Origin of the sequence: Sulfitobacter sp. F26169L, assembly GCF_026410285.1 — a bacterium.
Classification (GTDB): domain Bacteria; phylum Pseudomonadota; class Alphaproteobacteria; order Rhodobacterales; family Rhodobacteraceae; genus Sulfitobacter.
Map to the genome: position 1 here is coordinate 41,978 of NZ_JAPMLP010000005.1, position 22,123 is coordinate 64,100.

Genomic DNA, 22,123 nt, shown 5'->3' on the forward strand with positions numbered 1-22,123 from the left:
GATGGCTACTCAACTGCGTGAAATTTTTGCAATGCCGGTCGACAGATCAATTGATGGCGTAATCAAAGCTGATGACATGGCGAGCCTGCTCACCGAATTGGATGAATATGTCATCACAAATGAAATCGGCGCGCGGCTTGAACAGTTTCTCGAAGCTTACAATAACTATGATACAGCGAATGGAGTTTGGATTTCCGGTTTCTTCGGATCTGGAAAATCCCACCTCCTGAAGATGTTGGCGCTACTGCTTGAGAATGGCGAAATTGACGGACAAACCCCGATAGATATTTTCGAACGCAAACTTGAGGATCAACCCATGCTTGCGGGCGCACTTCGCAAAGCAGTGGGCGTCCCTTCGAAATCTATCTTGTTCAATATCGACCAGAAGGCTGATGTCATCTCCAAGACGGACGTTGATGCACTTTTGGCGGTGTTTCAAAAGGTCTTTGACGACATGTGCGGCTATTATGGAAAGCTGCCCCATATTGCGCAATTTGAACGAGACCTTGATAGCCGTGACCAGTTCGGTGCGTTCAAAGAAGCCTTCGAGCGTTCGGCCAATAAGGCGTGGGAACGAGGGCGCGAGCAGGCCCTGATGGAAGGGCGGCACATCTCAGCTGCGTTTGCAGAAGTAACCGGTGATGATGGCAAAGATATTTTGGGTCAATACCGCAAAGACACAAAGATATCCATCGAGGACTTTGCTGGAAAGGTTAAGGATTGGATTGACACGCAAGGCCCCCAATTCCGATTGAATTTCTTTGTCGATGAGGTGGGTCAGTATATCGCCGACAACGTCAAATTGATGACAAACATGCAGACCATCGCGGAAAGCCTTAATACCAAGTGTAAGGGGCAAGCATGGATTATCGTGACCGCGCAGCAAGACATGGGGTCGGTGATCGGCGATATGACGTCGCAGCAGGAAAACGATTTTTCAAAAATCCAGGCCCGCTTCGCCAACCGCATGCCTTTGAACTCTCAGGATGTGGCGGAAGTAATCCAGAAGCGCCTGCTTTCCAAAACCGAGGCCGGACAGATCACGTTGAGCAATTTACATGATCAAGAAGAAAATAACCTGCGCACGCTGTTTGACTTTGGCGACGGCTCCTTCCGGTTTAAAAACTTCTCGAGCAAGGAACAGTTCGTCGGCAGTTACCCTTTTCCAAACTATCAGTATGATCTTTTCCAGCGTGCGATCATGGGGCTATCACAACACAATGCATTCGAAGGCAAGCATAGTTCTGTCGGTGAACGTTCTATGCTGGGTGTTTTTCAGGAGGTTGCAAAAAACCTGGCGGACGCTGAAATTGGTGGGCTCGCCACTTTTGATCTTATGTTTGAAGGGATTCGCACGGCTCTCAAATCTACTGTCCAACAGTCGGTCCAACTGGCAGAGCGCAATCTCGAGGATGAATTTGCAGTAAAGGTTCTGAAATCACTATTCCTTGTGAAATACGTCAAGGAATTCAAACCTACTGTTCGAAACATCTCAATTTTGCTCTTGTCACGTTTTGACGCTGATCAAACCGAACACCTTAGCAAAATCAAAAAAGCACTGTCCCTGCTGGAACGTCAGACGTTGATTCAACGCAACGATGACGTCTACGAATTCCTGACCAATGAAGAAAAGGATGTTGAAGCCGAGATCAAAAATATCCCTGTCGACCCATCGGAGGTCGAGAAGCACATGGATGAATTGGCTTTCTCAACTATTCTGCGTCATTCAAAAATTAAACACGGTGCGACAGGGTTTGATTATCCCTTCACCCGCAAGCTCGACGGACATGGGCTTAACCGCGAATATGAATTGGGCGTCAATGTTATCACGCCCTTCAGTGACGAAGCTGACACCCCTGAAACCGTGCGGATGAACAGTATGACGCGCGACGAACTTTCCGTCGTGTTGGCGCGTGATATCCGGTTTACGACTGATCTGTATCTGTGGATCCAGACGATCAAATTTGTTAAGCAGGCGCGTAGTGGTTCTGAACAACCAGGCCGTGACCGAATTATTGCAGAAAAAGGCGACCAGAACAGCCGCCGTGAGAAAGGCCTTGAGTCCCGGCTGCGGTCCTTGATGGGAGAAGCACGGCTCTTTGTGCGTGGCAGCGAACTCGAAATCGGTGGCGAAGACCCGCAAGATCGGTTGATCAAAGGCTTTCAGGTCTTGGTCGACAAGGTCTACACAAACCTGCCAATGCTTCGCGGCGTAACCTATACGGAGGCCGACCTCGCCAAGGCAGGTCGCGTGGACAGTGGCCTCTTCGGCGGTGAGGACAGTGGGTTAACAGAGGCTGAGCAAGAGGTTTTAAACCACGCTCAAGCGCAAATGCGGCTTGGTGTGAAAGTGTCGGTAAAGGCCTTGGGGGAAAAGTTTGGTGGCAAGCCTTATGGTTGGCCCTCAATTGCAGTGCTTTGTCTCACCGCCAGCCTCGTTGCGCGCGGCAAGATCGAAGCTCGCGTAGATAGCACACCGCTTGAAGGCGATGCCTTACTCCAAGCCCTGCGTAACAGTCACGCGGCAGGGAACATCTTATTGTCTCCGCAGATCGAGTTCACGGGGGCACAACTTCGTAAGTCCCGCGAAATATTTAAAGAACTGTTCGACATTCCTGCGTCAGGTGCCGACGCGCGCAGCCTTGGGGCTGAATGGATTGCACAGATCCGCACCCTCGCAGCGGAACTCGACACGCTGAGCCGTCAAGAAGCAAACTACCCCTTCATGAAGGCGCTGGATCCACTACAGCGACGCGTCGAAACCATGCGCGATCAATCCGCGACGTGGTTCATAGAAGGACCGGCAGAGGCTGAGGATGATCTGCTTGATGCCAAACAGGACATCCTCGACAAAATTCGCAGCTTCATGGGGGGCCAACAGCGCACCATCTATGACGACGTCCACGGCTTTTTGATAAAGCAGGAAGTTAACCTGTCCTACGCCGATGCCCCCGCCGGTGAAAAGCTGCGCACTGCGCTCTCCGATCCGGAGTGTTACAAGGGCACCGCCGTTCAATCGCTCAAGACTGATTTCTATGCGTTGAAAGAACGGATCGAACAGGCGGTCTTGACTGAGCGTAGCAATGTCGAAACAGCCATCGACGAGGTCGGGACCAAGATTGCGCAAACGTCGGAGTTTCAGGCCCTTACCCCCGAACATCAGGATAACATCCGCCAAGGGCTTGCGGCGCATAAGGCGCGCTTGGATAGCCAGACGCATATTGCCGTCCTGCGGGACCGCGCGACCGGTGTGCGCAACGACCTTATGGCCCAAACGCTGAACCAGATCGCCGCCTTGCAACCGCCTCAGAAACCGTTCACCCAGACGGAAACCCCTCCGGGCGGCTGTGCCGAACCACCTGCTGCAACTGCGCCAACGCCGGATTACCCGCAGGCCCGCTCAATCCCCGTGCCGTTCGACAAGCCCTACCTTGAAGACGCCACCGATGTGAACCGCTATCTCGATGAAATGAAAAAGACCCTGCTGGCTGAAATCAGCGCGGGTAAAAAGGTGCTTGTCTGATGGATACCAACGCGCTCAAAAAGTTCGCCCAAGGCGCACGCAACCTGCTGATTGATCAGGTCACAGCCAAGCTGGACTTGGTGCTGGACGATGCGGCACCCGCACGCCGTGAACACCCCGCAGCGATCAAAGCGCTGGAGGGGGCCATTCGCAGCACCAGCCAGCAGCAGGTCATCGAGCAGGTAGCCTATACGTGGTTCAACCGCTTTACCGCGCTTCGGTATATGGATGCCAGCGGGCTGACCAACCCGCGCGTTGTGTCCCCCGCCGATGGTGCCACGCGGCCCGAGATATTGTCAGAGGCGATGGCGGGCAACTTGCCGGACAATGCAACGCCGCAGATCACCGAACTGCTGCAAGGCACGCGTCAGGCCCATGATCCGCAGGCCGAAGCATATCGCCTTCTGCTGATCCACGCTGGCAACGAATGGCACGCCTATATGCCGTGGCTGTTTGCGCCGCTGGATGATTACACCGAACTGATGATGCCCGACGATCTGCTGTCGCCCGCGTCCATCCTTGCCCACCTGCGTGATGTGATGACCGAGGACGCCTGCAAGGACGTCGAGATCATCGGCTGGCTCTACCAGTTCTACATCTCCGAGAAGAAGGATCAGGTCTTTGCGGGCCTCAAGAAGAACGTCAAGATCACGGCAGAAAACATCCCCGCCGCGACGCAGCTGTTCACGCCGCACTGGATCGTCCGCTATCTGGTGGAAAACTCGCTGGGGCGGCTCTGGCTGCTGAACCGGCCCCAAAGCCGCCTGGCCGAGCGGATGGACTACTACATCGCACCGGAAGAGCCCGAGACGGACTTCCTGCGCATCACCCGCCCCGAAGATATCCGCATCTGCGATCCCGCTGCCGGGTCGGGGCACATGCTGACCTATGCCTTCGACCTGCTCTACGCCATCTACGAGGAAGAGGGATATGATCCGACCGAGATCCCCGCGCTGATCCTGACGCACAACCTGACCGGGGTGGAGATTGACGACCGCGCAGGCGCGCTTGGCGCATTTGCGCTGGCGATGAAGGCGGCGGGCAAGCTGGGGCGGCGGCGGTTTTTGCGGATGGAGGCAAAGCCAGACATCTGCGTGTTGCAGAACGTGGCCTTTACCGAGGCCGAGATGCAGGACGTGGCCGCCGTGGTGGGCAAGGATCTGTTCACCGATGAATTGCGCGAGACCCTGCTGCAATTCGAGCAGGCCAAGAACTTCGGCTCGCTGATCATGCCGAAACTGCGCGACCCGGCCGAGACGCTGCGGGTGGTGGAGGCGCGGGATTTTGCGGGTGATCTGCTGCTGAAAGACGTGCAGGCGCGCGTCATCGCCGTGCTGCGCATGGCCGAGGCGCTGTCGTCGAAGTATCACGTGGTGGTGGCCAACCCGCCTTATATGGGCGGGAAGGGGATGAATGGGCAACTGGCTCAATGGGTCGGCATGTCGTTTCCAGATGGCAAATCCGACTTGTTTGCGGCTTTTATCTCCCGCGGTTTGGAACTTGTCGTAAAACGAGGTTTTGCGGCGATGGTGACGATGGAAAGCTGGATGTTTCTGTCCTCACTTGAAAAGCTACGAACCAAAATTATTGGCTCAACCAACATTCAATCGCTCGTCCATATGCCTTACCTTGGCAAAGGAGGCACAAGCATGGGGATTAGTTTTGGGACGGCAGCATTCGTATTGGAAGCAAGCTTTGATCCGCTGCGAACAGGTGAATATCTTTGCATCCGATATTTTGAGACTGACGGCAATGGTGTGCCATTTGAATTCCCTACTCATAACGAGAGAAGATCCCAAGCCTCAGCTAATGACTTCTGCAAAATCCCTGGCAGCCCGATAGCATACTGGCTCAGATCTGAAACATATGACGTATTTGAGCGAGGCGACAAACTAAAGGAGATCGCGGAGGTCAAACACGGCTTAACAACTGGCAATAATGAATCGGTCATGCGTGCTTGGCACGAGGTCAACTACGCTGGGATAGGGACAGGTTACCAAGAGCATGATAAGGCCGTTGATGGTGGCCACAAATGGTTCCCTTACAACAAAGGAGGGCAGTTTAGGAAGTGGTTTGGAAATGCCGAGTTTGTATTGCACTACAATGAAGAGGGCATTTCCAAGATGCAGACTTTCTCTGGCCACAGGCACGATGGAAAAAGTCATTACTTCAAGCCGGGGGTGACCTGGACGCTCCTTTCAAGCTCCTACTTTGGAAGTCGCTTCACACCCTGCGGCTTCGTATTCGATGTAAATGGTTCATCCCTTTTCTCAGAAAGAAACGAGGAAGTTACGGCTTTCCTTTGCAGCAATGTGGGCTATGAGATGTTGAAAGTCCTCAATCCAACGCTCGCCTTTCAAGTTGGAAATTTGAAGAACTTGCCGGTTCTCGAGTTGCCAGATAACAATAAATCTACCATCTTATCGAATGCTAAGACGGCCATATATCTTGGTCAATCCGACTGGGACGCCTACGAAACCTCCTGGGATTTCACCACGCTCCAGCTGCTCTCGCCCGATCATCGCGGCGCCACGTTGGAGGACAGTTACGCCACCCTTCGCGCCCATTGGCAGTCCATGACGGACGAGATGCAGCGGCTGGAGGAAGAGAACAACCGCATCTTCATCGACGCCTATGGTCTGCAAGACGAGCTGACCCCCGAGATGCCGCTGAACGAGATCACCCTCAACTGCAACCCCGCCTATCGCTATGGCATCAAGAATGACGCCGCCGCGAACGAGACCCGCCTGCGCGCCGACACCGTGGCCGAATTCCTCTCCTACGCCGTGGGTTGTATGTTCGGCCGCTACAGCCTCGACGCGCCCGGCCTGATCCTCGCCAATCAGGGCGAGACGCTGGCCGACTACCTCGCCCGCGTCCCAGAGCCGCAATTCATGCCCGACGAGGATAACGTGATCCCCGTGCTGGATGGCGATTGGTTCCCCGATGACATCACGGAACGCTTCCGCTCCTTCCTGCGCGTGACGTTCGGCGATGACAAATTCCGCGAAAACCTGAGCTTTATCGAGGACGCCTTGGGCAAGGACATCCGCAAGTATTTCACCAAAGATTTCTACACCGACCATGTGAAGCGCTATAAGAAGCGCCCGATCTACTGGATGTTCTCGTCGCCCAAGGGCAGTTTTAACGCGCTGGTCTATATGCACCGCTATCGCCCAGACACGGTGTCGGTTGTGCTGAACGAATACCTGCGCGAATTCATCACCAAGCTGACGGCGGAACGTGCCTCGCTGGAAAAGCTGGCCGATGATCCAACCGCCACGCAAAGCCAGCGCACCAAGGCGATGAAGGCAGTTGGCGCGGTGATCAAGCAGATCGATGAGCTGACCGATTGGGAACGCGACGTGGTGTTCCCGATGGCACAGGCCAAGATCGACATTGATCTGGATGACGGGGTGAAAGCGAATTACCCCAAGTTCGCCGGTGCTGTGAAGAAGATCGTGGGCCTATGATGAACGACCGCATCAAAGCGGGCCTGCTGCGGCTCTATGAGGATCAGGGCCACCGGATCGTGTTCTGGTATGATACGCAGCGCGAGTTGCGTGAGGCGTTTGAGGCGCTTGAGTTGGAGGGTGTCGAGAAGGTCGAGATCGCCAACAACCAGTTCGGGTTGAAATACCGGATGCTGCGCCAAGAACCCAAAGCGCGGTTTCTGGTGTTCCACGACGGGCCGGAACCCGAGATGGCGGACAACTGGCTGTTGGATCTGCAACTGGCCACCGCAATTTTCCGCGCCGATCAAGCCGCGATTTGGGTTGCTGAACTGGGCATCCCCGCCCAATACGAAGCCGCCGTGCGCGACCACCCCGAATTTTACAAATCAGGCAAGCGTTTGGCAGCCCTGCGTGCGTTGGAGCAAGAGAAGCCCTCACAAAGCGCAAACGACATCCGCCGCAAGATGCTGGCCATCTGCGCCGGGGCCGATGGTGATCTGGATATGGTGATAGAGGCGCTGCTGGGGGAGTTGGCTGAAAAGGCCGACGACACCCTGCGCCTGATAGAGCGCGCTCATCTGACCGAATTTTTCTGGAAGGAGGTCGCGACCCGTTATGGCTATACCGCAACAGAACCGGACTTCCAAGATTTCGCGATCTCGCTGTTTGACAGCGCATGGGCCCGCGCCATGGGCGATACCGCCCGCCTGAACACCGAAGCCGCATTGATGTTCAAACGCTGGACCAACGCCCGCCGCTCAGGCGAGGCGTTCGAGGCCTTGTCAGCGGAATACCAGGGTGTATTGAACATCGAAGATACGCTTCGAGACCGTGATTTCCGTGACCTGATCCCCCATGATCATTTCGAAGCCATCGACCGCCAGATCATTGTGGCGATCGTCGATGCAATGGCCAATCAAACCGTCCCAGCTGGTGATGTCTTAAAATGGGTCCGTGAGCGGAGGCAAACCCATTGGTATCAGCGCTACGAAGACATCTATCAAGCCATCGGGTTCGCCACAGAATTTCAACAGGCGTTGGCGGAAGCCAATCTGACGATGACCAGCGTTTCAGATGGCGTGAAGCGATATGCCGCGAGTTGGTTCCGGATCGACCAATTGTATCGTAAATTCATCTATCACATGCAGAAGAGCGGTCAGGCGGGGCTGTTGGCGGCGCTCTATGAAAACGTCGAAAACCGCTACACCACAAATTTCGTGCTGGCCTTGAACGATGCTTGGCAGGATCAGGTGAACCGACTGAGCAATTGGTCGGTTCCTGGCGTCTCGAACCAGACTGGGTTCTATTCCGAGCAGGCAGCTGAATATCGGCGCAAAGATCAAAAGGTCGTTGTGATCATATCTGACGCGCTTCGCTATGAGGTCGCTGAAGAGACTTTGCGCGAGATCCGAAAACTGAACCGCTTTGATGCAGAATTGAAGCCGATGATCTCGTCACTGCCAAGCTACACCCAGTTGGGAATGGCATCGTTGCTACCGCACAAATCGCTTTCTTTCAAAGAAGGAACTGATCTGGTTCTCGCTGACGGTAAGAGCACTCAAGGAGGGCCTGCGCGAGAGAAGGTTCTGGCACAAGGCCGTGTAGGAGATCGAGCCAAAGTCATGAAGGCCGACGAGTTCATGAACTTGACGGGGACCGATGGCAAAGACCTGTTCCGCGATCATGATATTGTCTATCTCTATCACAATAAGATCGACGCGGCGGGCGATAAGATTGCAACCGAAGAAAGCGTTCCCACTGCTGTTCAGTCGACGATTGATGACTTGGTGAAACTGGTGCGCAAACTGACGTCTGCCAACTTTTCAAACATCCTGATCACCGCAGATCATGGGTTTTTGTGGCAGCATCGGGCCCTGGATGATAGTGATTTCTCGTTGGCCGACCCAAGCGGAAAAAATATTACCTGCCGCAATCGAAGGTTCGTAATTGGCCATGGGCTTGGCGAAAATGTTGGGATGAAAAACTTTAGCGCCGCGCAAATCGGAATGGCGGGAAGCGAGGAAATATTAATTCCAAACTCCATCAATCGCCTACGGGTTAAAGGCTCAGGCAGCAGATACGTTCATGGCGGGGCAAGCCTACAGGAAATTGTGGTTCCTGTTTTAAGGGTTGGGAAGCAACGCAAGGAAGATGTCGCGCACGTTGAGGTTCAGATCATCCCACCTCAAAGAGCTCAGATTACCACTGGTCAAATCCAGATCACCTTTTGGCAGGTAGACCCTGTCACTGAAAAACTGCAATCCAGATCACTCAAAGCCGGCATCTACGCAGGAGATGGCACCGCCATATCTGACGAAGTCGAGTTAGAATTCGATTTCGCATCGGAAAATCCTCGTGAACGAGAAATGCCGCGAAGTTTCCTGCTGACACGCGCCGCTGACAACTACAACAACGAGACCGTTTTTCTTCGATTGAGCGCGCGGATTGGCAAGACAACCCGATATGAAGAACATGCCAGCCAACCTTTACAACTGAAGCGCGCCAATGGCGCCGAATTAGATTTCTGAGGCCCAAATGAGCACTTTAGATGACAAAATAAATGAACATTTCGCAGGCTATGTGGTCCGCAAGGATCTGGTGAAAGCCGTAAAGGGCAATGCAATCGTGCCCACCTATGTGCTGGAATATTTGCTCGGCCAATATTGCGCAACTGATGATGAAGATTCGATCGCTACGGGAATCGAAACCGTCAAGGATATCCTACGCAAACACTACGTCCATCGATCAGAAGCAGGTTTGGTCCAATCAACCATCAAAGAAAAAGGTCGCTACAAGGTCATTGACCAAGTCAGCGTTGCATTAAACGAAAAGACTGACTGTTATGAGGCCGTCTTTGAAAACCTCGGCATAAAGAAAGTTGCCGTCGATAGCACGACGGTAAAGACCCATCCTAAACTTCTTGTAACGGGGATTTGGTGCATCGCTGACGTGCAATATGAATTCACCGACGATAATCGTATTTCACCGTGGATTATTGAAAGCATAAAGCCGATTCAAATCGCGCGTGTTGACTATGAGCAATATCGCACCACTCGAGATGAATTCACGACAGAGGAGTGGATTGATCTACTGATGCAAAGCATTGGCTTTGATCCGGAGGCATTTGGTCGGCGTAGCAAGCTTTTGCAACTCATGCGGCTTGTCCCGTTTGTAGAGCGGAACTACAATATCATCGAGTTGGGCCCGAAAGGCACGGGTAAGTCGCATATCTACTCTGAATTCTCGCCCCACGGTCAGCTGATATCCGGCGGGGAAGTCTCTGTGCCAAAGCTGTTTGTGAACAACTCCAATGGTAAAATTGGCTTGGTTGGCTATTGGGATGTCGTAGCGTTTGACGAGTTCGCAGGACGTGAGAAGAAGGCGAACAAAGCACTCGTTGATATCATGAAAAACTATATGGCCAACAAGCAGTTTTCGCGCGGGGTCAATCCCATGGGTGCCGAGGCAAGTTTTGCTTTTGTCGGGAACACTGATCACAATGTGCCCTACATGCTGAAAAATAGCGATCTATTCGAAGCATTGCCCGCCCAATTTCACGACAGCGCGTTCATCGACCGCCTTCATGCCTATCTGCCCGGCTGGGAGATTGATGTGATCCGAAGCGAGATGTTCACGTCGAACTACGGATTCATCGTCGATTACCTGGCTGAAATCTTACGCCATCTGCGCTCTGAAGATTTTTCGCACCTTCCTGACAAACATTTCACGCTGTGCGCAGAGGCCTCAACCCGTGACCGAGATGGCATCTATAAGACAATGTCGGGACTGCTTAAGCTTCTATTCCCCAATGGTGGGGAGACCGAAGCAGAGGTTGAAGAGCTCTTCCGTTTGGCCATCGAAAGTCGGAAACGCGTAAAAGACCAACTGCTACGCATTGATGATACCTATCCTTCCGTAGACTTTCATTACACAGGATCGGACGGGAAAAAACGACCGGTTCGAACTGTCGAGGAAGAAGAGTTTCCCCAGTTCTACCACAAGCCCACAGGCGTCGAGGTTAGCCAGGACGATGACATAATTGACAACGGCGATGCCGGCTTGCGAGGAGGCAATGTAGCGACCACTACCCCCCCCCAACCAGAGGCGAAACCAGCACTTGCAGCGGGTCATTTCGACTTCGCTGAGAACCGTAAAGGCATCAGTTTCGACCAACTGTTCGGACCTTATATTGATGGCGCAAGTCGAATTGATGTGGTCGATCCATATGTCCGCATATTCTACCAGATCCGGAACATGATGGAATTTGTCGAAATGGTTATTCGACGTAAAGCTCCAGAAGATCAGGTTACCGTCCATCTTGTCACAGGGCCCGATGACGGAAATATCTCCGCGCAAAGAGAGCTCCTCGAATCTGTCTCTGAAGCATGTATTGGAAGTGGTGTCGATTTCACCTGGGCCTTTGACGGAACAGGAACCGCCCACGCTCGATCAATTACGACCGACACTGGTTGGAAGCTTGTTCTTGATCGGGGGCTTGATATATTCCAACCCCCAATACGTAAGCCCGGCGGGTTCTCCTTGGGTGACAGGCTACAGGAACACCGGATGGCCAAAGGCTTTTACGTCACATACGTGCGCGAAGCCTGAGACCCGAATACATGGCTTACGACAGCCATAAACCGTTTCCAAATTGATAAACCGGATGTTCTGTTCTTGGGGTGAGAGCGGCAGTTATGCCCGACGATAAAGTAACGGCTCAAAGGTATGCGGACTTTCTCGATGAGCTGGCTGGGCAAAATAATCGGACCCTGCGAAAATCGGTAAAACGTAAAAACGGGCCCCCTCTCTAGGTGCTTGTCCCGTAAAACTAATTTATCGGTCGTAGATAAACCCGTATCGCCCCCGCAGCCACACTGAACCGCAAAGCCGGACTTTTTAGAAATCGACGATCTTCATCAAAGTTGAAAATCAGACTTCGTGCGTTATCCACAGAATAGTGATGCCAACCGAGTGTTTCTATCGCCTGAGCTGATGACAGACGGTTTGATCTCCTTATCTCCAGTCCATCGAGGTGAAAACAAGGGATTCAGGTATGTGCGTCATCATTGTGATCTTTTGGTCAAATAGAAGATCGTCCGAGCATAGCCTGCCTGCCACGATTTCACCGTCATTTTTGATGGAGAAAAGAAATGAATAAACGAACTGAAGAAATTAAATTCAAAGTGTCTGTCGCTGAGAAGGCCGAGCTCGAACAAATTTGGAAAGAAGCGCGGTATCAGACCCGTGCGTCGTATGTGCGGGATAGTGCTCTTCTCGGCACCCCCTTGGAACTAACGAAGATCGCCTTACGAATCGGTCAACTCTCTCTCCTGTGCAACGAGCTGCTGTGTGACACGGACGAAAGCACCTCCGGTAGTCGCAGGTTGACAGGGCCGGCTGCGAAGAAGGCCGTCAAAAAAATTATGGAGGCATGCGATGAGGTGAGAGACGAGCTGCGGGAGATCACGTCATGCGTCCGCACTTAACCAGGCACGGCGATCCCAATAGGCTGAACCGCTATGTAAACAGACCTGATGCAGAAGCGCTCGGCGGCACGATACCGAACTTCTCAGACCGCGATCTGTTTCAGCGTTTCCGGACGTGCATAGCGGACGATCCACGGCCGGAACCCATCATGCATATGACCCTGTCGCTTCCCAAAGGTATCAGAGCAACACGTAAAGTCTGGTTGAAGATCATTAAAGCGGCCATGAAGATCATCGGCCTCGATCCGGAGATGACGCCCTGGTTTTCGAAGCGCCATCAAGACACCGATTGCGATCACGTTCACACTGCCGTCGTCTTACGCGATTTCGCTGGACGTCCTCTCCATGTCTCCGGATCAGACGCCAAGGCCGAAGAAGTCCACAGACATTTGTGTGAAATGCTTGGACTACCGCAACCGCAGTATTTCAATGAATCTGGCTCACCGCGGCTTGACCCCATCACGCCAAAGCGTCGGTTGGTCGACGCAAATACCAAGCTGCTGCACACAGATCTGCAAAAGGTGCTTCTCCTTCAGCAACCGGAAACGCTGGCTGACCTCAGCGCCGCACTTTCGCAGCAGCCAGGCGGTTTCAATGTCGAGATGGCTCAGAACCAGCATGGTGTTCCCGCTTTCAAGTTCACCAACAGTGCCGGCGAAAATTTTGGCGGCGCGCTCGGCAAGGGTTGGCAGCCACGGCATCTGCAAAACCTGCTTCACTTCACCCGCAAACTCCGTCGCCTTCGCGACCGCCTTGAACTGGATCATCTGGTTCAGGTCTTTAAAAATCCCAACGTGGAGAATATCGTTGACCAAATCATCGCCCGACCAAACCCCGCTCGAACTGCCCTCCAACCTGCAGATCATCCAGAACCAACTCAAGACGATGGACAGGCACGTCCTCGCTCTGCACGCGCTGCTGGATCTTCTGGACCGGCCGGACGACCAGCGGGAGTCGCTCAGCGAGATGCTGGCCAATTTGTTGAAAGACCTGTCGGATCGACAAGCGCAATATCAGGTGGAGCTGGCCAAGTTGACGGCACAAATGACGGCAACGGAGAACCTGATCAACGGCATGGCAGAGAACTCCGAGGAGAACCAGCGGCAGCAGAGCAAGAAACTGGACCGGATTCTTTCAATCTTGAACGCGCCCCTCGACCCACAATAGGGTCGCTTCTGGCCAAGGTCTGTAGGCTCGCCGCCAAACGGCTGCCTGGCTGGAAAGTAAGGGTGCTGCCAAACTCTCAAAGGATCGGCATTGCTTTTGCAGATCGGAGTGCGGCCATCGTTGATCAATATTCTGCGGCAGTCGTGAAAGACGGTGAAGAAGCACTGATGTTCCAAGCCGAATATACAGCAACTTTGAAGCCGCCTGAGGGGGACACAGAACTCGAATCGGGACCCGGATTCTGACCTCACCTAATCCGTTGCTGCACCTTGTTCGGGCGAACGGAACTCGCGCGAAGTAGTCTTTCTAAAGCTTCTGAGGCATGGTGGGAGCCCACCGTTGCAATCAGTGCTATTGCCCGGACCGATGAAATAGCTGCGTTTTTCGTCTCCCAGCAGATCAGGCTCGGCTGAGCGATCGACAGCAGTTGAAGATCGCTTGAGTCTGGTCAAGGTCATAGGTTGATCGTTTCGGGTAGTGGCATCTTTATCAGATTGGAGTTTCTTATCTTGATGAAGCGGTCTGGAGTTCAAGTTGTTCGCCAGCACGTTCGAAATAACCATGGCGTCTGAACTGCCAAAGCGTAACGATGGAGTCGATCACGATACCACCACCAAACAACAAGGCGATACCCTGAAGGTCGGGAACAAAATACCCAGCCTGATAGGCTACAAATGTTATGCCATAATAAAATATGCTCACAAAAAGCGACTGGTAGAGCATCAGATCCGTGCGGCCGACCCCATAAAAATAACTGTCAAGCACATGATTAAACGCAAATACCACATAAAAAAAGAGCATCAGCAAGGCCAGATCAACAACGCGTTCGGCTTCAGGAGAGCCCATGGCTCCAGATACAAACCAAACCCACCCAGGCACAGTGAACAGCCAGACCAAAATGATCAATCCGGTCGCCACGAAATACCCGACGAACCGCCTCCCGAGCTTTCCGTCGTTATTGCCGGCATCTTGGCGCATCAGCGTTCCAAGCGTCAGAACCGGAAGCAGAAGCCATCCCCAGATGAAGCCATTTGTCACCCAGAAAAGCCCAGCCTCCTGCACTTCGTTCACCAGTCGCAAGATCATCAACGAGAAGGCGAGGTTTCGAACGCCAGACTCAAGTCCTGACCGAAGGGCGACCCGAAACCAAATGCGCATCCATGCCTCGCGCCCCACCCCTCGCGGCATGGTAATCACTCGAAGACGGTTAAGAATAAGAAGGGATGGGATCAGTATGACTGCGCCGACAACAATGTTCGTCAGCGCTACGCCCGTCACTGCGAGATCCAAAGACCACGAAAACTGCCCAACGAAGAGGGCATCGAAGGCAATTGTGAAACAGGCACGCAACATGACCAGGAACAGCACAAGCCGAGGCATTCCGAGTGCCACAAGAACCACAATACAGATATCGTTGAAGACCCCGATCATGATCGCAATGGCCTCCAGCCTAATGTAGCGAGCCGTGAGGGTCTGAAGCTCGGCCTGTTGAGCCATCAGCTTTGTCAACTGATCTGCCCCAAGCAATACGAGGACCGTCAGGACCAAATAGGCGGAAAGCGTCACTAAGAATGCCAGAGACACCCGCTCTCTGAGTGAAGGAAGGTCACGGATCACCTGTCCGAACAGGAAATAAAGCGGAACCAATACCGCTTCCTGAGCTACTTCATAGGAAAGATGAAGCCACATCGATTGGGCGGCGATGCTGACACTCCAAGTGTCCGGGATGCTGTTGATGAAATAAATTCGGACGGTTGAATAAAGCGTCGGAAAGAAGGCAACAACAAAGATCGCGCCCCAGAGGCGATAATTCAATTGAAACAAATTGGAGATGTCCTTTGGTAACGAAAGCATGCGTTGTCTTGATTTGGAGGACATTTGCCGCACATAGCAAGTTAAATCAAGAAGTGGTTTAGCGTGGAATCGCACGCTTCACTCAACAATCACACCAACGATGTTGAGGCGTATAAAAGCGTCTCAAGTGGGGTAGAACTACGCACAAACCATCACAAATAGCGGCAGCTTTACGGCTGAACGAGGCAGCGAAAGTGGTGGCATGTAGGCCGACCAAATCCGAAGAACCGACCTTGGCCGAGACGCGATAAGGGCCCAGTTTGGGACGGTATTGCTTGCCAGTCGAGCCAATGTTGCGTGGCGCTGCTGACTGATGCGATTCCGAACCTAAGATGCCCAACGGCATACAGAAATCTTTCAACAGATCGACACCCAGAACGAAGTTGCGCCGCCGGGGAATTTTCCGACGGCAAAGTGTCCATATTTGGCGCAGTGTCCATTTGTGGTGATGCGCATTCAGTGAAGAACGAATATCATCGGCCTCAGTGATGCCGTGCTGTCGATCGCGAATGCCGCTATCTTACAGGTGATGCCATTGCAGGTCAGGGTTACTCAATATTGCGTGAGACCCACACTGTTTTGCCCGGCAACCGATGTTTGATTTGTCGGAATACCCATACAGTGCCAAACACAATTGCCGCTAATAAGAGTAACGCAACAATCCAATTTATTTGACCGGCAGCCCAATATCCCAAGATAAAGAGCGCAGCGAATCCCGCGGCAGCAAGGATCGCCAGCATGACTGGTATAACAACAGTCCACGCAATGAATGCATTCGGTATGAATTCTTCCGTGGCGCGGCATGAACCACACTTGGTATAGCCTTCATTAATTTGATTACCACAATGCGGACAGGGAAATTGGCCTGACATTTAAAACTCCAAACTGTAGATTGTTGACCGATTCAGACCGAGCGCTGTTTACTCTCGGCGGCATTCAAAAGTGTCCCCACTCGCAGGCGAATGCCAGACCAACCTGTCCGCCGTGACATTAAGAAGCGTGAACCTGTATCCATCGTCCAACGTCACGCCAAAAGCGTCTTCCGCAAAAGCTTCAATACTTTGAACAGTTGCTGCAGGAGCCGACGAATTTTTGTAAATCTGATCATCGAGGGTGAAACCCATGATCTCGCAATCCCAAGAACCGTGCGGCGAAACAGACGAAGCTTGTTCTGCGGCAGTCGCACAGATGCGCACGGTATCGCTGACCCAGCAAGCCCCGTCACGCTGCAGTGATCCCAGCGGCGTATGCGCACGGTTCACACCAGCGATTTCGTTCCAATGTGCGGTCGCTGCACCTTCGCCCTCAACATACACATAGGCAAAATAATCGCCCGAATTGCCCATGATCTTGAAGCTTCCGTCACCACTTGACAGCAGTTCGAATGAACATTGTCCGTCGACGTAGGATTGCCCTTCAACTTCAAGCACACAGGATGCAGGTTCGGCAGATGCGGGAACGGCCGACGTCGCCAACCCGAGACCCGAAAATGCGCAGAATATAGCGTAATAGAATTTCATCTCAGGGTCCTCACACTTCTAAAATCGAATGACGTAAATATTTCATCGCCTTGCATGACTTTAAATACCTCCAAACAGAGGTATCGTGTTTGCGTCATCCCCGCTGTCGTGCAAAACTGCAACCAGAGCACGGCCAATTCCGCGCTTCGGGGCGTCGAAACCCTAACATACGTCGGCCGGTCAGAATTCTTCTGGCCGGGTGGCTGTCACGTATGTCCAGAGCTTGCTTAAAGGTGGCGGCGCTCTGCGCCGACGTGTAGGGTTTCGAACACCCGGCTGCAAAGCCGGACTGCCTCTCTTCACGACGGAGGCGCAATCATGTTTTACGATTTTAAGATTACCGGTCAGATAGCGTCAAACTCTCACGAGCAAAGTGCGGATTCGCATGTTGATTCGACTATCAGCAACTCACAGGCAACGGGTGCTGCCGGTTGCATGCTGCACCACACGTCCGGAGCAGAAGATGGCATAATATCCCATCAGCAAACCCCCATCGCTCGGAAGGCAGATGATACATCAAGTCAAGCCGCGCTTTATCTCGCTCCGCGGGAACTTGACGTTCTCAAGTGGGCTGCCCAAGGCAAAACGACTTGGGAAACGGCACAACTTTTGGATTTGTCGGAGGCGACAGTCGCTTTCTACGCGCGGCGGGCTTGCGCACGGCTGGGCGTGAAGTCAAAAATTCATGCGGTTGCGGTTTGCATTAGCGTGGGGCTTTTCAAGATTTAATATTTTGTAGTCGGAAGATTGATCACTCTTGCTCTGCCTTCCAATTCTCCAGAAAGCTCGCAAGGATCCGCCGCATGGCTTCAGGTCGCGTCGGGATATCTTCGAGTGTCCGGCGATATGCATCAATATCGTCGATCATCTCAGTTTCCATGCGGATCATCACGGGCTTGGAGGCCGTTTTTGGGCGTCCGATCTTCTTTTTTTGCTCAGTCATGTCAAATAATCCTCTAATCCGCTTGACTATCTGATTACAATATTACATTATAAGCAGGCCAAGGCAAGAGCTGTAACTCGAACCTTGGCCCTGACCATCATCATTCCTACGGAGAAATCAGATGACTATACAAACTCATATCACAGCTGCGGGCGGCCATGAAGCCCCTCCTGAAACAGAGCTGATGCTCGCATTCTGCGAGTCAATTTCCTGTATGCAAAAATTCCTTCTCGCAGAACTGGACCTCGACGACGTTGGCTATAGCCAGGATCTGGCCTATTCAAACTGGGTCCGCGACTCCGAGGTCGCTTTCTCAAATCTCGCCGACGCACTCGGCGAAACGCGCAACCTGCCGGTTGAAATCCCCGAGGATACGCCGCTGAAGCGCATGGCCTTACTCATGGATGAAATTCTCGGAAACGAAGACCCTGCTGCAGCCCGTGCGATGCACCTCAAAATGCAGCTGATGTTCTTTACACAGCTTCAGGCTACGGGTCTTTCACCGACAGCGATACACCGTAACGGGCTGCTGGTCCATGCCCGCCATCTGGTGGACGCGATGATGTCGTTCCCGTCGTGGGATCGTGATCTGACCGATGATCTCCTTGATGATCATGGGCCAACCGACGAGATGATTTTCGGTTTCTGAAGCCACATCCCACGCGACTGCTTTCCTTTCCGAGAACGTCGGAAAGGAAAGCAATCTCACCATAATTTCAATTCTTCGGCTGCCCATCCGCGCCGCACGCCTTCGGCCTGCGCATTGGAAGGCAGTCACATCGGAGGACTCCTTATGACAAATACTCTCACAATCGCAGGCACGCCTGTCCCTGTATTTCCGGGTAAAATCCTGCCGCATTGGATCGAAGCGGCACATGCGAAGGGCTACGACATTGCTGGCCGGATCATTGACCGGCTTCATCTCGCCCTACGCTGTCATCTCTGCGGCGAGATTATTCAGGCGCGGCTTTTCACGCTTATGTCCGCACAACCGCTCTGCTCGGCCTGCATCAAATCCGGGTGGATCACGACGGCAAAGTCGGTTGGTCTGGTGTTCATCGACCAGTGCCCCGAAAACCGTCATTACGCTTGGTATGAAGCGCCTTGCGGACATACACTGCGTCGCCAGTTTGAGCTCATCAAACGCGTCGCTGCGGGCGAAACAGGCATCCGTTGCGAAATTTGTCACCATGCAACAGAGGAAGCAGAGGCTGATGCGAGAGGATGGGAGCTGGTTGGAGCAGATCCAAATGGCGATCCAAATTACCGCCAATACAAGCACATCGCATGTGATCACAAGCAAAGGATTGCAAGGACCAACCTGCAGACTGATCGCTTCTCTTGTGGTGGTTGTGGCGAGCTTTGGCCGGCCGCGCCAAGTAACCTCTATGTTATGAGTTTCACGCTGCCGAACAGCCGCGAACTGGTCAAATTGGGTTACTCCAACAACCCGTTGGGCCGCCTTCGCAACCAACTGGTGCGGAATAAAGACTTGCCCTGCGAAATCTTGAGAACCGTTCCTGTGGACACCGGACAGCAAGCTATCAGCCTCGAAAAAGCCCTGCATGCGAAGCTGCGAGAAGCCCATCCAGCGACCGTAGTCGACTCTCAAGTTTACAGTGGTCTTATCAACGTGAAAACGGAGATCTATGAGGCCAGCCTGACTGCTATCATCCTCGACGAGCTTGACGCCATCGCCACCAACCTTGCGTCAACAGCTTCATAATCAATCCAAACCAGTTTCATCCGCCCTTCGGTCCATTTGGCCGAAGGTGTCCCCAGTCATATTTTATATGGAGGGCTCTTTCATGCCCGTAAATACACCACAAAACCCCGAATGGTCGACCTACGCAGACACGCTGATCGACCGCCTTCGCAACCGCCACGGTGTTCATTTTAAAAATGAAAACGAGGACCCAACAGAATTGGATATTCTTTTTCAAAAACTCGAGGGTCCGGAACCGGCGGAGCATTTTAAAGGAACAGCGGTTTTTCCGTCCCGATATGTGCCTGCCCGCAAAATGTTGGCGGCCATCCGGATCGCTGCCACCATCGGAACGACGGAAGTAGAGCACGGAGCTTTCCTATGTGGCGCCATCACTGTCATCGGCGGGATACCGACGACCGAACTGGAAACCTTCAAGGACACGATCACGGATATGTTTCCGTCGCGTTGGAAGATCATCGAACCTGATATGACAGACGGTTATCTCGCGAAGAATGCGCAATCTCGCTTTACACGTTTGGTGACCGACAGCCTCGACAAGATCGAGCCGCTGCTCGTCCTGCAAACTGACGGTATTGCGTTGCCAAAGGCGCTCAAGATAGTTGTTCCGGCTCCGCTCTACCTGTTCCCCGTAACGCATGATGTGATCCTGAAGTTCCTCGCGTCAGGGCATCTTGCCGATCAGGCTCCCGGTGCAGGAAACATTCGCGCGGCATTACCTTCAGAAGCAGAATTACAAAACCTCAGCACGGTCGAGATCTGCGCCGCGCTACGCGCACCGATCCTGCATGATGCAATCACGCGCTTGCGGCAAATTTCAAAGCGAGACGGCTGCGCCGATGGTCCGCGCCTTGAGGATATGCACGGTGACAGCCCGGCGCTCTCCGCTGCGCGTCGTATCGTTGCCGATCTACAGGCATGGAAAACTGGACGAGTGAAGTGGCACGAAATCAGTCATTCTTTGTTGCTCCATGGCGCACCGGGCACAGGCAAAACATGGCTCGCCCGCGCGATGTCAAACGGCGCCGGCGTATCTTTGGTCACGGGGACATTTGGCTCGTGGCAGTCTGCAGGGCATCTCGGCGATATGCTGCGAGAGATGCGTGAAACTTTCAGTGAGGCCCGGCGCAATGCGCCCTGCATCCTCGTGATTGATGAAATCGATGCAGTCGGATCGCGCATAGATCCGGACCGTCACGCGAGCAATTATCGCACGCAGGTCATCACGACTTTTCTTACCGAACTTGATCAAATTGGAACCGAGGAGGGAGTGATCGTCGTAGGAACCAGCAATTTTATCGACCGGATTGACCCCGCTGTCATTCGCTCAGGCCGGATGGACATCAAAATCGAAATGCCAATGCCGGATGCCGATGCCATTTTAGAAATCCTGCGATTCCATCTGTCTCAAGACATCGCGGATCACGATCTACGCAGCCTCTCGCGCCGCGCTGTGGGCCAGTCGGCTGCTGATATCGACGCTGCCATCCGCGCGGCGCGATCAGACGCACGACATGCCCGCAAAATGCTGTCGGTCGAGATGCTTCAGGCGCAGATGAACGTAGCTCCAGATGACGAGAACCAAGCGCGCACGTGGCGGATCGCCGTCCATGAGGCCGGACATGCTGTCGTTGCTCATGCCCTCCAGATCGGTCACCTCGACAGCATCACGATCACTGGAGACGGCGGAAATATCGCCTGCCGCATCTATAATAATGAAAGCCGCCTGTCAGATATCGAAAACCAGATCACATACTCGATGGCAGGCCGCGCCGCAGAACGCCTGATAATCGGCGAAGTCTCGGCCGGCGCAGGTGGCCCTGCACACTCCGATCTTGCGCTTGCAACCCGCAGCGCAATCGCAATCGAGACCACCTATGGTCTCGGCCTACAGGGGCCCGTCTGGCATCAAGATTCTGACGCTACCCACCTCGGAACGCCGGCCATTCGCGATCGGGTTCTCCAGCACATCAAGCGTGCCGAAACCCGTGCGGCAAAAATCCTTCAAATAAATTATCACTTCGTCGAAAAACTGGCCGGTCAGTTGATCAAAGACCGATCTATGAAAGCACCCACAATCGCACGCCTCCTTAACGGCGTGACTTCTACTCAAGCGGACGCCCCACCCAATAATCACCTTAACTGATTCAATGACAGCTACCTCCTCCTACACACCACCCTTTCAGACGCAGACCCATCCCACCAACCACCACTGCATAAAACCCTTAACAGAAGAATCCGCGGGGGCGCAGGCCCCCGCCACAATCCAGCGCGACAGCGCTGCCAAAACCGAACCGTAGGTTAGGTCCATCAGGCCGCTCGGGCAGAGCAGCCTGCAGAAAGAAAATCGTAAAAAAAGGGATACACGAGATACTCAACCAGAATGACACATGGAAAATCCGTAATTCTCGGACCAAACCGACGCCAGACAGCCTTCTTCAGCGTGAGA

The 22,123-nt window shown here is 53.3% G+C and carries 15 protein-coding genes and 1 pseudogene; 11 read left to right on the forward strand and 5 right to left on the reverse strand.

Annotated features, from left to right (window positions below; all coding sequences use genetic code 11):
- The first annotated feature begins 1 nt into the window (after position 1).
- From brxC to OS189_RS18720, 6 genes and pseudogenes are all read left to right on the forward strand, one after another.
- Positions 2-3,523 (forward strand): BREX system P-loop protein BrxC, encoded by a 3,522-nt coding sequence (brxC, locus tag OS189_RS12380; protein WP_267167638.1) that lies wholly within the window; start codon positions 2-4, stop codon positions 3,521-3,523.
- Positions 3,523-6,996, forward strand: coding sequence for a BREX-1 system adenine-specific DNA-methyltransferase PglX (gene pglX / locus OS189_RS12385; RefSeq protein WP_267167639.1), 3,474 nt, complete (start codon positions 3,523-3,525; stop codon positions 6,994-6,996). Before brxC ends, pglX begins: the two co-directional genes overlap by 1 nt.
- The gene (gene pglZ / locus OS189_RS12390) at positions 6,996-9,506 is read left to right on the forward strand and encodes a BREX-1 system phosphatase PglZ type A (protein ID WP_267167843.1); all 2,511 of its coding nucleotides are present in this window, start codon (positions 6,996-6,998) and stop codon (positions 9,504-9,506) included. Before pglX ends, pglZ begins: the two co-directional genes overlap by 1 nt.
- Before the next feature lie 7 nt (positions 9,507-9,513).
- A complete protein-coding gene (brxL, locus tag OS189_RS12395; protein WP_267167640.1) occupies positions 9,514-11,586 on the forward strand; it encodes a BREX system Lon protease-like protein BrxL in 2,073 nt (690 codons plus the stop codon).
- Between the two features lie 542 nt (positions 11,587-12,128).
- Positions 12,129-12,464 carry a hypothetical protein gene (locus tag OS189_RS12400; RefSeq protein ID WP_267167641.1) on the forward strand — a complete coding sequence of 112 codons (336 nt, stop codon included), beginning with the start codon at positions 12,129-12,131 and terminating at the stop codon, positions 12,462-12,464.
- Positions 12,449-12,862, forward strand: a pseudogene (locus OS189_RS18720) (relaxase/mobilization nuclease domain-containing protein); the annotation flags it as partial. The gene OS189_RS12400 and the pseudogene OS189_RS18720, both read left to right, overlap by 16 nt.
- Before the next feature lie 42 nt (positions 12,863-12,904).
- Here OS189_RS18720 and OS189_RS12405 read toward each other — a convergent pair.
- Positions 12,905-13,279 carry a hypothetical protein gene (locus OS189_RS12405; protein WP_267167642.1) on the reverse strand — a complete coding sequence of 125 codons (375 nt, stop codon included), beginning with the start codon at positions 13,277-13,279 and terminating at the stop codon, positions 12,905-12,907.
- On the opposite strand from OS189_RS12405, the gene OS189_RS12410 reads away from it, so the two are divergent.
- On the forward strand, positions 13,272-13,631 hold the full coding sequence (locus tag OS189_RS12410; RefSeq protein ID WP_267167643.1) for a hypothetical protein: 360 nt from the start codon (positions 13,272-13,274) through the stop codon (positions 13,629-13,631). The two genes, OS189_RS12405 and OS189_RS12410, sit on opposite strands and share 8 nt — an antisense overlap.
- A gap of 504 nt (positions 13,632-14,135) precedes the next feature.
- On the opposite strand, the gene OS189_RS12415 is transcribed toward OS189_RS12410, so the two are convergent.
- From OS189_RS12415 to OS189_RS12425, 3 genes are all read right to left on the reverse strand, one after another.
- Entirely contained in the window at positions 14,136-15,509 is a 1,374-nt protein-coding gene (locus OS189_RS12415; protein ID WP_267167644.1) for an MATE family Na+-driven efflux transporter, read from the reverse strand.
- A gap of 524 nt (positions 15,510-16,033) precedes the next feature.
- Positions 16,034-16,357 (reverse strand): hypothetical protein, encoded by a 324-nt coding sequence (locus tag OS189_RS12420; RefSeq protein WP_267167645.1) that lies wholly within the window; start codon positions 16,355-16,357, stop codon positions 16,034-16,036.
- 48 nt (positions 16,358-16,405) lie between these two features.
- A complete protein-coding gene (locus OS189_RS12425; protein WP_267167646.1) occupies positions 16,406-17,005 on the reverse strand; it encodes a hypothetical protein in 600 nt (199 codons plus the stop codon).
- A gap of 318 nt (positions 17,006-17,323) precedes the next feature.
- On the opposite strand from OS189_RS12425, the gene OS189_RS12430 reads away from it, so the two are divergent.
- On the forward strand, positions 17,324-17,734 hold the full coding sequence (locus OS189_RS12430; RefSeq protein ID WP_267167647.1) for a helix-turn-helix domain-containing protein: 411 nt from the start codon (positions 17,324-17,326) through the stop codon (positions 17,732-17,734).
- A 22-nt stretch (positions 17,735-17,756) separates the two neighbouring features.
- On the opposite strand, the gene OS189_RS12435 is transcribed toward OS189_RS12430, so the two are convergent.
- Positions 17,757-17,948 carry a hypothetical protein gene (locus tag OS189_RS12435; protein ID WP_267167648.1) on the reverse strand — a complete coding sequence of 64 codons (192 nt, stop codon included), beginning with the start codon at positions 17,946-17,948 and terminating at the stop codon, positions 17,757-17,759.
- Between the two features lie 121 nt (positions 17,949-18,069).
- Here OS189_RS12435 and OS189_RS12440 point away from each other — a divergent pair, with 121 nt between their 5' ends.
- From OS189_RS12440 to OS189_RS12450, 3 genes are all read left to right on the forward strand, one after another.
- Positions 18,070-18,597 carry a hypothetical protein gene (locus OS189_RS12440; RefSeq protein WP_267167649.1) on the forward strand — a complete coding sequence of 176 codons (528 nt, stop codon included), beginning with the start codon at positions 18,070-18,072 and terminating at the stop codon, positions 18,595-18,597.
- A gap of 144 nt (positions 18,598-18,741) precedes the next feature.
- Positions 18,742-19,674, forward strand: coding sequence for a GIY-YIG nuclease family protein (locus tag OS189_RS12445; protein ID WP_267167650.1), 933 nt, complete (start codon positions 18,742-18,744; stop codon positions 19,672-19,674).
- Positions 19,634-21,820 (forward strand): AAA family ATPase, encoded by a 2,187-nt coding sequence (locus tag OS189_RS12450; RefSeq protein ID WP_267167651.1) that lies wholly within the window; start codon positions 19,634-19,636, stop codon positions 21,818-21,820. The genes OS189_RS12445 and OS189_RS12450 overlap by 41 nt, the downstream gene beginning before the upstream one ends.
- Positions 21,821-22,123 lie beyond the last annotated feature (303 nt).